Origin of the sequence: Spiroplasma apis B31 (genome assembly GCF_000500935.1) — a bacterium.
In the GTDB taxonomy this organism is placed as follows: domain Bacteria; phylum Bacillota_I; class Bacilli_A; order Mycoplasmatales; family Mycoplasmataceae; genus Spiroplasma_A; species Spiroplasma_A apis.
Window position 1 is genome coordinate 964,147 of record NC_022998.1, and the last position, 15,063, is coordinate 979,209.

Consider the following 15,063-nt stretch of genomic DNA (forward strand, 5'->3'; position numbering starts at 1 on the left):
AATAATTAATCAAAATAAAGGTTTATAGTAAATCGGCTCTTAATAATGATTAACAAATTAATCAATTAAATTCAGAAAGGAGTTGACATAATATGAAAGAAAAAAACTATCAATTACTTATTTCATCAGTTTGGTTGCTTTATATAGGATCTGCAATTGGTACTATAATTTATAACTTAATAAATGACAATGAACCTACTATTACACAAGATTTTACAGGAGTCATTATTTTATATTCATTCTCAATTGGTTATGCATTAATTAATACGCTTGCTTTGATAATAATAACTTTAAAAAAAGTTAAGGTTTATCCAGAAATCATAGGATTGATTTCAACTGTGGGTTTCATATTACTCGGATTATCAATTTTAACAACCAGAAATGGGGTTACTATAATCTTTATACCCTTCTTTGTTCTATTGGCAATTTTATTTCTTTGCAAAGAATTAATAATTAAAAAATCCAATATACTTAAAATGGAAATAAATGAAAATACGCGTGAAGAAAGTGTATTCGATAAAAACCAAAAGTCAAATGTTGAGATTAAAAACTTTCGTGTACTTTTCTACTTCAGCTATTTATGTTCTTTACTTTTGGAGCTAGGGTTTATTTATTCTATAAGCAAAAATCAAAATGTATTTAGCTTAGGAAACCACTCATTTATAGTTTATCTGTTAGTTTTAGTACTATTTGAGTTTTGTTCTATTTATGTTAAGATTAAAATAATTTATTTCTTTAAAGTAGATTTGAAAACTAATTTTGATATCAAATTACACAAGTTGTGTAAAGCAACGATCTATATTCCATTTATTCATTATTTTTTCTGAATACCTTGTTTTATAATTAAAAGTGTTTGTTTGAAAAAAAGAGGAGTTTTTATAGGAAAAAACCTTTACTTTTATGAAACACAAACTTTTTTAAATGAGTAATAATAATTAATAAAAAAATTAGTTCTCTAAGTATACTTTATGTTTTCAAACATAAGGATATATAAGGAGAACTTTTTTATATCAAGTTTTTATATTATGTGAGTCTAATAAATCAAGTTTGAATTCTTTAAAGTTGTGTTATACAAAAAGTTATAAATAATCAAGTTTATGAAACATCTCAGAAAATTTAACCTTTAACATTAAGGAATTCTACAAGTTAACCGTACTAGTAAAATTGATATATACAAAATATATTTAATAACAACGATACTAAAAAAATCAGTTTTAATTTAGACAAAAAAGTAATTGCTTTTTAAAGTTTTGGGATTTGTAATTAATAATCATTTTAAACTCTAAAAAAATTTTTATTTTCACAAAAGTAACTTATGCCTAAATATAAGAAAGAAGGTACTGAATTTATTAATATCATCACTGATGACTGGATTAATGTTTAAAAATATCTAAGAAAGCTATTGATATTAAGGAAAAACCTTACTTTTGTTTTCTCAAAAAAAAAAAAAAATGCTTCCGACTTAATAAAGCACTCTTATAAGAATATTTCTACACTCGCAAAATATATTTAAATAATCGATTAATATATTTATTTTTTATGCTCGTTATACTTAAAAACTCTTTTAATTGAGGTTGGCTGGTTATTCTCGTTGAAATAGACTATAACCCCGTTTAACATTCCTTCGTTTGTGCTTGGTACAAACTTAGTGGGAATACCCAGTTTTTCTTTTTTTATCACTTCTTCTGGGTTAGCACCTATGATCGAGTCATAAGCTCCTGTCATACCCATATCAGTAATAAAGGCTGTACCTTTATTTAAAATTCTTTCATCAGCAGTCTGAACGTGGGTATGTGTTCCAACTAAAACATCTATTTTCCCATCATAATTTCATGCAAATGCGATTTTTTCAGCGCTCGCCTCACCGTGGAAATCTACAATATGAATATCACTATTATCCTCTGAAAGTATTTTGTCCATTGACTCGTATGGATTATTTACATGTTCCATATAAGTTTTACCCATCAAATTTGTTACTCTAATTTTTTTTCCCTTTGCTTTATAAACATTTGAACCTTTACCCGGCAAATATGAATTCATATTTGCTGGTCTTAGTAGGTCATCAACATTATCAATAAAATCCACTGTATCTGAGCTTTTAAATATGTGATTACCACTAGTTATAACATCGACTCCCATTTTTTTTAAAAAAGTGTAATGATTTTTGTTAATTCCTTTACCGTGAGAAATATTTTCTCCATTAACAATAGTAAAATCTATTTTTTCTTTTATTATAATATCTTTAAGATACTTAGAAATGGCATCTCTACCACTTTTAGAGTATACATCACCAACCAATAGTATATTCATTAAACTACTCCTTCAATAAATGAAATAAAATCTTCTTTTGAAATTTTATTTTTCTGATATTCTTCAATTTTTTCCTTAATGATATTAGATTTTTTGTAAAGTTTTAAGTTTTTTTCTAAATCATTTAGTGTTGCTATTGTCTTTGATATGCTATCGTAAACTGCGTTTCTTGAAACACTCATGTCTAGGCTTATTTCATGTAGTGTTAAATCTTCAAAAAAATATAACTCAAAATACTTTTTCTGCTTATCTGTAAGAAGTTTTTTATAATAATCATAAAGACTTGTTAGCTCAATAGTTTTGTTGATATTATTCTCCTTCATTATCATCATCTTCCATAAAATCGCTAGTTAGCTCACTTATATATTCATCAACAACAAAAGGCTTAAGATCTTCTGGCTTTTCACCAAAACCAACTAATTTAACAGGGATATTTAGTATATCTTTGATTGCTAAAGCAATCCCACCTTTACTTGTACCATCCATCTTAGTTAATATTATACCTGTAACTTGAGTAACCTCTGAGAAAGCCTTCGCTTGGTTTATACCATTTTGTCCTGTCTGGGCATCTATCACTAATAACCTTTCATGAGGACCATCACTTACTGTTTTTTTTATGATTTTTGTTATTTTTTCAAGTTCTCTCATAAGATTATCTTTATTTTGCAATCTACCCGCTGTATCAACTAGTAATATATCATAGTTATCTTTAATACCTTTTTTAACACCGTCAAATACAACACTTGCTGGGTCAGAAGAGTTTGATTTGATTAAGTCAACACCTTTTAAACGTTTTTGACATCATTCTTCTAACTGCTCCACGGCACCAGCCCTAAATGTATCACCCGCAGCAATCAACACTTTTTTACCTTCATTGGAGTAAAAGTTTGCGATTTTGGCTATACTTGTTGTTTTACCAACACCATTAACACCCACAATCAAATAAATATTAAGGCGACCATCTTTATAATTTAAACTATTATTAGTTTTACTTGACTCACTATATGAAGAATATAGTGCATCAACAAGATATTGCTTTATTTTTGAGAAACCGTCTTTAGCCTTTGCGCGTTTTCTTACTTTATTTGATATTTCTAAAACCATTTTCATACCCATGTCGGTTTTTATCAAAACATTTTCAAGCTCCTCAAAAAACTCATTATCTGCTTCCTTGTATTTTTTACTTAAATTTTTAATATCTTTCGAAAAGGTTAATGTATTTTTATGCTCTTTTTGATGTTGCTTTATTTGCTTTTTTAAGGCTTTTTTTTCTTTAATTTTCTTTCAAAAACCCATTTTTTTTCTCCTATTCTTGCAATATAATTGTATAATAATTTTAATATTTCTAGAACAATTAAAAAATATGGTGGTGTGGTAATGAAGAAATGATTAAAAATTATGTTTGCAATGAATTTTAGCGTAAGTTTATCAGGACTTATTAGCGCATCAACAAAAGTAGTTGACAACGAAGCTCAAGAGTTTTTGAAAAATGGAGACATTGATTTATATAGTCATTATGATTTTATAAAAAACAAAAACCCTAATGTCTACATTGAAGAAAATATTAAAGAGATCGTAGAAGATAATTTTCAAGATTATACAATAGGAAAGAAAATATTAAACTCTACAGAATTTATAGTAGAAAATTGTTCAGATTATAGTGTAACTTTAACTTTCAGAGACAAAGATGGTTACTATTGCTTAGGACATCCTGTAACTATTAAGTTTGATGTTTTTTTATATAATTATGATCGAATAAATAATTTTATAAAATTAATAGAAAAAACTAAAATGGAGTTAGTTTTACCTGTTCTTAAAAAGAATGAACAAGATTTCAACAATTTAATAAGTAAAGATGTCAAAGAAAAATTTAATAAGTTAGCTAATAAACGAATTTTTCTAAATGATGAGAAAAACTTTTTTGACTATTTAGTTTTTGACCATAGTATCTGTATAACAAACAATGGGAGTTTCTTGAAAGCGGATTTTTTAAACTCTTCAATAGTTAAATTCAATTACAAATTAAACACTGATTTTTTAAATGATAACACCTTCAAAAGTGAAAAAATATTTAAAGAGGAAGACCCTTCAAAAGCTTTTGGAAAAATTTTATCTAAGTATACAGGTTTAGATTTAAATGAAAAACATTATGAAAAGTATTTTGAAATAATTGGAAATACAACTACACACATAGAAATAAAACTTAATGAAAACTTTTTTACAGGACAAATTTTAGTAATTAAATTACTAAAATGTTAAGCCGTTTGTTACTTGCTAAAACATTAATTATATTCTTTCTTTAATAAATAAAAAAACTATCTTAGATATATTCGTTTACAAAGTATCTCAGATAGTTTTTTCAATTTTATTAATCACTTTTTTTATCGGATGTTGGGTCTTCTTTTTTACTTTCAATTGGATCTTGCTCCATATTTGTAGGTTGTGGATTGTTTCATTGTGGATTATTTCATTGTGGATTGTTTCATTGTGTCCCGTTACCGAATTGTTGATTTCTAGTTCATTCAGAGCTATTATCTTTTCCAGGGTCTGTATTGATTGGCATATTCTTAGCGGCTGGTTCCAAATTATCATTGTTTTTCAAAACATACTTTCCTACTAATATAAATATTCCGGCTATAAGCGAAGTAAGAACTAAACAATAAATACCTCCCGCAATATTTGATTTTGCTGTTCCGTTTTTTATAGATAAACACATAAATATGGTTCCGATTTGTAAACCAATAATTATTATCAGAAATATATAGATTGCAACCATAAAGGGTTTAATATTAAACTTAAAGTAAATATTACTATTGATTGATAAAAGCAACAATGATAAAATTGATGAACCGATTGCAATTCCTGCAAAAACAAGACCTAGTATTGCTCCAGCTTTGCATAGTCCATCTAAACTAGCGATTACTGGTTTCTTTTTATTTTTCATTTCACTCACTCCTTGTGGTTATTATACAATATAATTTCCACTTATTTTATATCAAGATTATTCTCGACACTTGTGGGAATTTCTTCAAATTTACCAGTTCTAATAAACTGAAGTGTTTCCTCTGTATTAATAAGATGTTCACCAGCTCGTTCTAGATTTTTTAACTGTCTCACGATTGTTATAATTTTTCTTGCTTGACTTTTGTCTTTGGCATCTATTAATTTTTCTGCTAATATATTACTTAAATTTGAGAACTCGTTTGTTAAATCATGCTCTATCTTAATAACTTTTTGATGTTGGTCACTATCATAATTATCTATAAGTGTAGATATGATATTTAGCATCACATTTACTAAATCAAACATTTTAGAGATATAGTTTATTTCAATTGGTTCAGGTTTATATTTAATAGTGAATTTACAAATGTGTTTAGCGACATCTGCAATTCTCTCTATTTCTCTACTAATTAAAACCCCACCCACAGCTAGTCTCAAGTCACCAGCTACCATTTGTTGTTTTGCTATTTTTCAAAGTGCCATTTTTGTGAAGTTATTTTGTAAATCATTTATTTTAAGATCTCTTACTATGACTTCTTCAGCAAACTCCATATTCTGATGTTTCAAGGCTTCAAATGTCTTTGCGTACTGAGACTTTGTTTCCTCAACGAGGTTGATTAAGTCTTTTTTAATTGTATTGATATCATTGTCTAATATTTTATTATAAGACATCCTTTCTTCCTCCTAACCAAATCTTCCAGAGATATAATCTTCTGTTTTTTTATTTTTGGGATTGGTAAATATTTTTTTAGTTCTATCGTGTTCCACTAACTGACCTTGCAAGAAGAAAGCAGTGAAATCACTTACTCTTGTTGCTTGCGCCATTGAGTGGGTTACTATTACTATTGTATACTCATTTTTTAATTTTAATATTAACTCTTCAACCTTTAAAGTAGCTATTGGATCAAGAGCACTTGTAGGTTCATCCATTAAGAGTATTTTTGGCCTCATTGCTATTGCTCTAGCAATGCATAACCTTTGTTGTTGTCCACCACTTAATCCAAGTGCTGAGTCCTTTAGATAATCTTTAACATCTTCTCACAGTGCAGCTTTTTTTAAAGAATCTTCAACTAATTGATTTAATGCCTTTTTGTCATTAACACCTTGGTTTCTCGGACCAAAAGCAACATTATCATAAATAGACATTGGAAAAGGATTAGCTTTTTGAAAAACCATACCTACCTCGGTTCTTAATTTAACCACATCTGTTCCATATTTATAAATATTGTCACCATTAACAACAATTTCGCCCTTTATCGAAGTATTATCGACCAAGTCATTCATTCTATTTATTGATCTGAGTAAAGTTGATTTTCCACAACCAGAAGGACCAATAAGGGCTGTTACTGTATTTTCTTTAATACTCATATTAATATTATACAATGCTTGTTTGGTTCCTCCATTGTAAAAGAAATCCAAATTATTTATTTCTATAACATTTTCTCTATTTTTCATTGGCACTTTTTTAGGTTTACTTAGAGCTTTTTTATCGAAACTCAACTCTTGTGTATCATCTTTAACTATTGTTTTTTTCTCTAAGTTCTGATTTTCTGTCATTTTCCCTTGCCTCCTTAATTATGTTTTTGATTAACTTATTACGTGACCGTGATACATTTATGCTTGCCTTAGTTTTTTTGAAACTGAATATATTTTTAATGTTACTTCCTATATTTAACGTTCAAGAGCGAATTGTTTGAAATACCTTCATGTAGTTAAAGGTTCTCAATTTATTAAAGTAGTTGATTAATTTATTTTTAAACTTCACTTTCTTGTATGTAGGTTCTAATTTTTTAGCGATGTACTTACTAAATCAATTTAAGCATAGTACCATTAGTACCGTAACCAATGCTAATTGATAAGCAACATTTAAAGTGTCTGGACTACTTCCTTCTGAAGCCATCATATAAATTTGCGTTGTTAAGGTTGCACCTGATGATAAAAATCCTTCACTTGGCATTCTAACAGCTGTTCCTAATGTCAGATAAACTGGTGCTGATTCTCCTATGATTCTTGCAATTGCTAAAATAGTCCCTGTAACTATCCCTTGCATAGAGTTCGGTAAAACAACTTTTCAAATGACACCCGTTTTTGTCATCCCTAAACCATATGCTGCTTCTTTATACATTTCAGGAACACTCGTCATCGCGTCTTCAAAAACTGAGATCAATGAAGGTAATATAACTATTGTCATTGTTAAACTTGAAGCAAAAATAGACATTGGAATTTTAAAGGCAATTACAAATAAACTTAAACCGAATACACCAAAAACAATACTTGGAGTTGAAGACAATACACTGATTGAAAATCTAATTGTTTTTGCAAACTTACTTTCTTTTCTTGCATACTCAGCAAGATAAATTGCAGCAAATAAAGCCAAAGGTATTGCAAATAATATGGAACCAATCACTAGGAGAATTGTAGTGAAAATGGTAGCAAATATACCAGATCTTTGACCTTTTATTTGAATAAATGCACTCGCATCAAAATGTCTAAGACCATCGAATAGCACCGTAAGAATTACTCAAGAAGTGAATCCTACAATTATCGCGGTCGAAGTTATCATAAAGAACTTCATAGTTGAACTATATACCTTTTTTTTAATTCTCTTATCAGTGCAACTTTTAACAAGTAAAGTTAATTTGTAAGAATCATATAAATTTGAAGTTTGCGTATTTTTTGTACGCATTTTATTTTTGCGCTTAATTTCTCTAATACTTTTTCTTTTTCTTTTATTAAAATTCCCTATTGCTAATATCAAAAGATTGATTATTATTACTAAAAAGAATAAAACTAATCCGATTGCATACAATGCCGCCTCATGATGTGATCCGTTATTTTCTAACATTTCTAGACCTATCGTTCCAGCTAAAGTCCTAATTGAAGAAAATATGAAATCTAGAAACCCACCAGAAGTATTCAATCCTTGCGTGGAATTACCTGCTATTAATATGACTGCCATAGTTTCTCCGATTATTCTTGCAACACCAGTAATAATAGCTGTAATAATTTTAGGCATTGCACTTGTTAAAACTACACCAAAAGTTGTTTTTTCTTTCGTTAGGCCAAGCCCTAACGATGCAAATCTATGACTATCAGGGACACTTTCAATAGCATTAATAGATAATGTAATCATTGTGGGTAGTGCCATAAATGCCAAAGTGATACTTGCAGTCATCATATTCGAACCATTTTTCGCACCCATCATTGTTGTTAAAGGCCCTATTTGATCTAAAGCAAACAGACCAAACACAACTGAAGGAATACCTGCAAGTAACTGAATGATTGTTATTACAAAATTTTTAAGTTTTTTATTAAGATATTCTGTGATGAATAGAGCACTAAATATAGTTAAAGGAATTGCAAACATCAGAGAAATCAAAAGCATCATCATAGTCGAACCAATTATAGATAGAATACCGTATTTAGCATCATGATCGTTATTTTTACCAGGATTTCAAATAGTTGAGAATATAAAATTTAAAAAGTCGTTTCCTTGTAATGCAGGAATAGATTTATAAATAATAAAACCAACTAATACAGCAAGGATAAACACTACAAATGTTGTAAATGCAATAACAGTTCATTTATTTGTGATATCTGCTTTTCTTTTTTTAAACTTTGTACTACCCATTAGTTTCTTTTGGTTAACCATTTTCAAAACCTCTTTTAACTTTATTTTTTGCTTGTGGATTAATTACAAAATTTTTCACAAGTCCTTCTTTTTCAAAACTTTCATTTGATTCATCAGAAATCATATAAACAAATAACTCTAATAAGTATTTAAAGTTTTTATTTTTCAGATTAAAAATAGACACGAAAGGTCTTTTAAATTCATAGCATTTTCTTATAAATTCTTCGTTTTTTTCTTTAGTTGGTTCTCAGCTGCCATCATTTTTTTGTTTTAAACCATATCAATTTTCTGGTTCGCTTCCTGAATCCGCTTTATTGCCTAATTTTTTACCACCGATGCCTGCAATTCTTACATTATTTTTAGACACTTTACCAGAAGCATCAACTTCTTCATAAACAGATGATACAAATGCGTAAGAAACGTATCCAATACCGATGTTATCCCTTATATTCCTAAACATGCTTCCATTAGAATTAACTTCAGAAGACTTCATATCAGAAGACTTTATTCCTGTTAAATCTGTAAATGCACTTCGTGTTCCTGAACCACTTTCTCTAGTTATTGTGTTGATTTTTTGGTCTTCAAAATTCGGAAGGTTAATATTATAGTTTTTCTCTTTTAGCAAATGCTTAGCAAGATCTAATCATGTTAGTTTACCAAGATATATTTGTTTCAAAATATTATTATCATCTTTTTTTAAATTAAAGTTCATAAGTGTTTCAAGTGTTATTTTATTATCCCCTACATTAGACTTGAATTCAAAAGTTCTGTACCATTCAGGAGCATTATAAATTATTGCGATGGCGTCAAGTGCAAACTCCAATGAAGCAAATGAGTTATTTTCAAACTCACCACTAACTTTATCGGCTTTAAGACTATCCTTCAAATCATTTTCGTTTAGGACATCTTGATAGTTTATCTTTTTAGAAAAACTGTTATTTTCACTTAATGTTTCTTCTTTTACTTCCTTAGAAATAAATCCTGCGGTGTACATATTTTTTTCTACACCACTAACACCAGCTTGACTACCTGTTGAGTTATAAACGAAGTCCGTTTTACTTCCATTATGCTCATAATAATTTTTAGTTAACTCCTGCATAAACGGGTTCACACTCGTACTTCCCCCAATTATAATGGAAGAGTTTTTTATAAATAAAGTTCATACTCAAAGCAATAACATCGCTATAGCTATAAGTATGAGTGAAATGCTAATTTTTTTATTCATTTCTTCTCCTTATTAATCCAAAATAAATTAATTTGAATTACTCAATTTTCTTGCTTCTAGTAATTTAATTTGAACAAGCTTTGTAATACCCTTTTGTTGCATTGTTGCTCCAAATAATATATCACAATTTTCCATAGTTCCAATTCTATGAGTTACAATCATAAACTGCGTATTTTCTGTAAAAGTTTTAATGTACTTTGCGAAGCGTTCAACATTTGCTATGTCCAAAGGAGCCTCGACCTCATCCAATATGACCAATGGAATAGGTTTGACTTTAAGGATAGAGAATAGTACAGACAAAGCCACCATTGATTTCTCTCCACCAGATAGTAAGTTTAAGTTACTTATTTTTTTACCAGGTGGAGATATTTTGATATCGATACCTGAATTCAAAATATCATTTGGGGTTGTGTATACAATAGATGCTGTACCCCCACCAAATAAAGTCGCAAATGTTTTTGGTAATGCATCATTAACTTGTTTAATTATGGTTTTGAATTGTGTTGTCATTTGAATGTCCATATCGTTGATAGCGGTTTTTAAACTTCCGATCGATTCTTGAACATCATTAGTTTGCTCAACATAATTTTGATACCTTTTGTTCTCTTCTTCATATTCTTGAATTGCGTCAACATTGATATTTCCCAGGGATTTTATTTCGCTTCTTAAAAGATTTATTTTCTTTCTAGTTTCATCTTCATCTAGTATAGCAACTTTTTCAAGTTCTATCGCAGATTCAAAAGTTAAATTATAGTTTTGTCCTAATCTTTCTGTAAGATTAGATTGTTTTTCAAATAGAAGCAATCTGTCGGTAGATAAGCTAGAGTAATTATCTTTCAACCTTTGCAACATTTTGCGCTCTTCATCAATAGTTAAATTTAAATCGTTTTGTTTTTCAACAGATTTATCCTTAACTGAGCGAATAACATTAATTTTTTGATTTATTTCTTCTTTTTTTGATTCTAGCTGCGAAATCTTTTCTACCACTTCAATAATTTGTTCATCAATTGATTGAACTAAATCAACGTTACTATTTAATTCTTTTCCAGTTAGGATTCGATATTCTTCCTTAACATCAGAAATTTCTTTTTCATAATGTTCCGATGCTTTTTTCGCTGCACCTATGGAACTTTGTGTTTCTGTTAACTCTTCTCTTAGTAACTCTATTTTTTCATTTATTAATGCTATTTTTTTGACGATCGAACTCTCTTCATGATCAAGACTAAGTTTGCTCTTTTCTAATTCTGTTAATTTAGATGCGTCGAAAGTTAAAGTGCTTTTAATTTTTCTACTTCCACCAACAATAGCACCGTGTGGCAATATTCTCTCTCCATCTAACGTTACAATGTTGAATTTGTAATTTATCAACTTAGCTAATTCAACAGCATTATCATAATTATCCACTACTATAAATGAACCAACTAAATAATCTAGAACTACTTGATATTTTTTGTTTGTTTTAATAAGTTCATTTGCGAATCCTAAGAACCCGTTTGCGTTTTGAATTGCAAATTTTTTTTCACCAGATATTAAGTTTGGTTTTAGCGTATCAAGTGGTAAAAATGTTGCATATCCCGCCTTGTTCGATTTTAAAAAATTTATAGCTTGTTTTACATCGTTTGCTGTGGTTGCAACAATATTTTGAACTGAGTTCTGCAATATACTACTCATAGCTAACTCATGTTCTTGGTCAATACTTATGATTTCCTGAACTGTTCCTATTATTCCGTTTAAAGTTTTTTTATTCTCTAAAACATTTTTAACTCCTTCAAAATAACCTTCAAGTGAATTCTTTTTATTATTGATATTCTCTAATAATATTTCAATTTTAGTTATTTCTTTTCTCAGTAAGTCAAGTTTATTATTAAAATCAAATCTTTCTTTACTTAAAGAGTCAACAAGTTTTTTCTTATCTTGTTTTTCATTCAATAACCTTGCTAGCTTTTGTTCTTCAGAGTTTAGTTTTACTTCATATTCTTTAGATTTATTTTTCAATTCACTAATTCTAAATTCTTTTTCATCGATATCAAGCTTAGATTTTTTTGATTCTAAATTGATTTTAGATATTCTTAATTTACCAATATTGTCAACAATTTCAGTAAACTCTTTATTCAAGGAAGCTAGTTCCTTTTCATTCATAAAACTTTTTTTGTTTAAATTGTTAAATTCTTCTGCTTTGATTACAATGTTTTTGTCTAGTGAAGAGATTTTTGACTTAAGATTTAGTTTTTCTTCGTCAATCTCTAATATTCTTTTTTTGTACAATTGAATGTCTTTAACAAGAATAGAAACTTCTATATTTTTAAGTTCTTCTCATTTTTTTTGATACTCTAACGCTTTTGAAGACTGTCTTTTTAGGCTTGGTAATTTTCTTTCAATTTCGTTTATGATATCGTTCAATCTGTCCAAGTTTTCTTGAGATCTTATTAATTTTCTTAGGGCTTCTTCTTTTCTCTTTTTGTACCTAGCAACACCAGCAGCTTCATCAAATAATCTTCTTCTTTGTTCTGGGCTTGACTCAACAAAAGAAGATATTGAACCTTGTGATATGATCGCTAAGCTAGATTTTGTTAAGCCAGTTTCAAGAGCAACGTCTTGAATATCTTTGAGTCTAACTCTTGTTCCGTTTATATAGTATTCAGACTCTTTATTTAATTTAAAATATTTTCTTGTTATGGATACTTCATTATATTCCAATGAGCTAAACGCTCTAGTGCTGTTATCAAAAACAAGGGTTACTTCGGCCATATTTAAAGCTTTGTGTTCAGAACTTCCTGAGAAAACGATATCTTCCATAGAGTCACCTCTTAATGATTTGGAAGATTGTTCACCAAGCGCTCACATAATAGCATCTGTAATATTTGATTTTCCTGAACCATTTGGTCCTACAATTCCAGTCATTGCATAACCATAATTTAAAGTGGTTGGTTCAGCAAAAGACTTAAAACCAAACGCTTCAATTCGTTTTAAAAATATCATTTATTTTACCTCTTGTTTTTGTATATAGCCATCCTATATAACACAATTGTTATTATATAGACTTTTCACTAAAACCAAAAACTTTTTTAAAAGTTTTCCACACTAAAAAAGTCCCAAATAAGGGACATAATTTACTATTTAGCTTTTTTTTTAATTTTTGATAAAGCTGATTTTGCCGCTTGTTGCTCTGCTTGCTTTTTATTGAATCCTTCACCGGTTCCATAAATCATCCCATCAATCATAACCTTAACTATAAATAGAGTCTTATTTTCTTCGACCTTAGATTGTTTTACAGTGGAATAAGATAATTGACTTCTCATTTCAAGCTGAATGATTTCTTGTAATTCAGATTTGTAATCTGTTACATGCTCTAAAAAATCCTTAGTATTTTCTTTACTAAATATAGTGGCCTCTAATCACTTATTTAAAGCAACAATACCTCCATCTAAATAAATAGCTGCTGTTAATGATTCATAAATATCAGATAAAATTGACTCCTTCTCATAACCCTTAGATTCCAACTCTCCAACACCTAACCTAATAAACTTTCCTAGACCGATGTTTTTAGAAATTTGAGCCAAACTTTCCCTTCTAACCATAGAACTACGATACTTGGTTAAAATTCCCTCATTATAATTTGGAAACTTTTTGAATAGGTATTCACTTACATTCATTTGTAAAATAGCATCCCCCAAGAATTCAAGACGTTGATAATTCTTTGTAAGTCTATTTTCATTTGAGTAAGAGTTATGAGTTAGTGCCTCGTTATAAAAACTTTTATTATTTATTGTTATATCAAATTGCTTAAAGAAATTTTGCATAATTATAATTTTAAAGCTTTAGTCATTTTATTTAAAACATCGTTTTCAATTGCTTCATAAGTCATTCTTAATGTAGCATAAAAAGATTTTTTATCACTTGATCCATGAGATTTGAATGCAATTTTTTTAGCTCCCAAAAGTATTGCTCCCGCGTGATTTTTATAATCAAACTTAACAGATACTTCCTTAAATGCTTTTTTAAGTCTTAATGCTGCCATTTTTCTTCAAAGAGTTTTAGTTATAGCACTTTTGATTTCGGTAAGCAACATTTTACCAATCCCTTCGATTGATTTAAGAGCAACATTACCAGAGTATCCATCCGAAACTATGATATCTGCGATACCTGATGTTAAATACCTAGGTTCAATATTTCCTATAAAGTTTAAATCTTTATTTCCTTTTAAAAGTTTATAAGCCTTTTTGTGCATGTCAAAGCCTTTTGATTCTTCTTCACCAATATTTAATAATGCAACCTTCGGTGAATCGACACCTCTTACCGACTTTGAATATGCAGTTGCCATAATAGCGAACTTCTCGATATCCTCTGGGTCGCATTCTAAATTTGCACCGACATCAAGTAATAAGGTTACTTTATCTTTGATGATGGTAGGAATAACGGGCATAAAACCAGGTCTTTCTATACCTTTAATTTTACCCAATATAAAATGACAACCAGCTATAAAGGGGGCTGTTGCTCCACCAGTGGTTACAGCATCGGCCTTGTTATCCCTAACTAGTTCTAGGGCTTTTACCATTGAAGAATCTTTTTTTCTTCGAATGTCCATTATATCACCCTTCATATCGATTACTTCAGTAGTGTTAAAGATTTCAACTTGGTCGTGATTATACTTTTTTTTGTGTAGGCAACTTCTAATCTCTTTTTCGTCTCCAACGAAAATTATTTTTAACCTTTTTTGCTCACCTAATAGTTTAATAGCAGCATCCACTGCTGGAATTAAACCATTATCCGAACCCATTACATCAAATGCAATTGTTTTAAATTCCATTAGCTTTCTCCAATCTATTAATTATTATATACCAATAAAGTACTCTCGACTATGATTAGATATAGAAAAATCATTATATATAGATATATC

General features: G+C 29.1%; 13 protein-coding genes. 2 read left to right on the forward strand and 11 right to left on the reverse strand.

The annotated features are described in order from the left end of the window. Window positions 1-92 precede the first annotated feature (92 nt). Window positions 93-929 carry a hypothetical protein gene (locus tag SAPIS_RS04150; protein ID WP_023789957.1) on the forward strand — a complete coding sequence of 279 codons (837 nt, stop codon included), beginning with the start codon at window positions 93-95 and terminating at the stop codon, window positions 927-929. A gap of 601 nt (window positions 930-1,530) precedes the next feature. On the opposite strand, the gene SAPIS_RS04155 is transcribed toward SAPIS_RS04150, so the two are convergent. The 3 genes from SAPIS_RS04155 to ftsY are packed head-to-tail and all read right to left on the reverse strand — an operon-like array spanning window position 1,531 to window position 3,606. Then, on the reverse strand, window positions 1,531-2,310 hold the full coding sequence (locus SAPIS_RS04155) for a TIGR00282 family metallophosphoesterase (RefSeq protein ID WP_023789959.1): 780 nt from the start codon (window positions 2,308-2,310) through the stop codon (window positions 1,531-1,533). Then, window positions 2,310-2,633 carry a YlxM family DNA-binding protein gene (ylxM, locus tag SAPIS_RS04160; protein WP_041612620.1) on the reverse strand — a complete coding sequence of 108 codons (324 nt, stop codon included), beginning with the start codon at window positions 2,631-2,633 and terminating at the stop codon, window positions 2,310-2,312. Before ylxM ends, SAPIS_RS04155 begins: the two co-directional genes overlap by 1 nt. Beyond that, entirely contained in the window at window positions 2,620-3,606 is a 987-nt protein-coding gene (ftsY, locus tag SAPIS_RS04165; RefSeq protein WP_023789963.1) for a signal recognition particle-docking protein FtsY, read from the reverse strand. Before ftsY ends, ylxM begins: the two co-directional genes overlap by 14 nt. An 81-nt stretch (window positions 3,607-3,687) precedes the next feature. On the opposite strand from ftsY, the gene SAPIS_RS04170 reads away from it, so the two are divergent. Next, window positions 3,688-4,569 (forward strand): hypothetical protein, encoded by an 882-nt coding sequence (locus SAPIS_RS04170; protein ID WP_023789965.1) that lies wholly within the window; start codon window positions 3,688-3,690, stop codon window positions 4,567-4,569. A 109-nt stretch (window positions 4,570-4,678) separates the two neighbouring features. Here SAPIS_RS04170 and SAPIS_RS04175 read toward each other — a convergent pair whose 3' ends face one another. The 8 genes from SAPIS_RS04175 to plsX form a co-directional block, all read right to left on the reverse strand. Continuing rightward, entirely contained in the window at window positions 4,679-5,254 is a 576-nt protein-coding gene (locus tag SAPIS_RS04175; RefSeq protein ID WP_023789967.1) for a hypothetical protein, read from the reverse strand. Between the two features lie 41 nt (window positions 5,255-5,295). After that, a complete protein-coding gene (gene phoU, locus SAPIS_RS04180; protein ID WP_023789969.1) occupies window positions 5,296-5,982 on the reverse strand; it encodes a phosphate signaling complex protein PhoU in 687 nt (228 codons plus the stop codon). 12 nt (window positions 5,983-5,994) lie between these two features. Further along, window positions 5,995-6,765 carry a phosphate ABC transporter ATP-binding protein PstB gene (pstB, locus tag SAPIS_RS04185; RefSeq protein WP_051372152.1) on the reverse strand — a complete coding sequence of 257 codons (771 nt, stop codon included), beginning with the start codon at window positions 6,763-6,765 and terminating at the stop codon, window positions 5,995-5,997. Between the two features lie 61 nt (window positions 6,766-6,826). After that, window positions 6,827-8,962 carry a phosphate ABC transporter permease PstA gene (gene pstA / locus SAPIS_RS04190; protein WP_023789973.1) on the reverse strand — a complete coding sequence of 712 codons (2,136 nt, stop codon included), beginning with the start codon at window positions 8,960-8,962 and terminating at the stop codon, window positions 6,827-6,829. Continuing rightward, entirely contained in the window at window positions 8,955-10,166 is a 1,212-nt protein-coding gene (gene ptsS, locus SAPIS_RS04195; RefSeq protein WP_023789975.1) for a phosphate ABC transporter substrate-binding protein, read from the reverse strand. Before ptsS ends, pstA begins: the two co-directional genes overlap by 8 nt. Before the next feature lie 27 nt (window positions 10,167-10,193). After that, complete coding sequence (locus SAPIS_RS04200) at window positions 10,194-13,145, reverse strand: AAA family ATPase (protein ID WP_023789977.1); 2,952 nt, start codon at window positions 13,143-13,145, stop codon at window positions 10,194-10,196. A 134-nt stretch (window positions 13,146-13,279) separates the two neighbouring features. Further along, window positions 13,280-13,972 (reverse strand): ribonuclease III, encoded by a 693-nt coding sequence (gene rnc, locus SAPIS_RS04205; protein ID WP_041612621.1) that lies wholly within the window; start codon window positions 13,970-13,972, stop codon window positions 13,280-13,282. Further along, a complete protein-coding gene (gene plsX, locus SAPIS_RS04210) occupies window positions 13,969-14,973 on the reverse strand; it encodes a phosphate acyltransferase PlsX (RefSeq protein WP_023789981.1) in 1,005 nt (334 codons plus the stop codon). The genes rnc and plsX overlap by 4 nt, the downstream gene beginning before the upstream one ends. Window positions 14,974-15,063 lie beyond the last annotated feature (90 nt).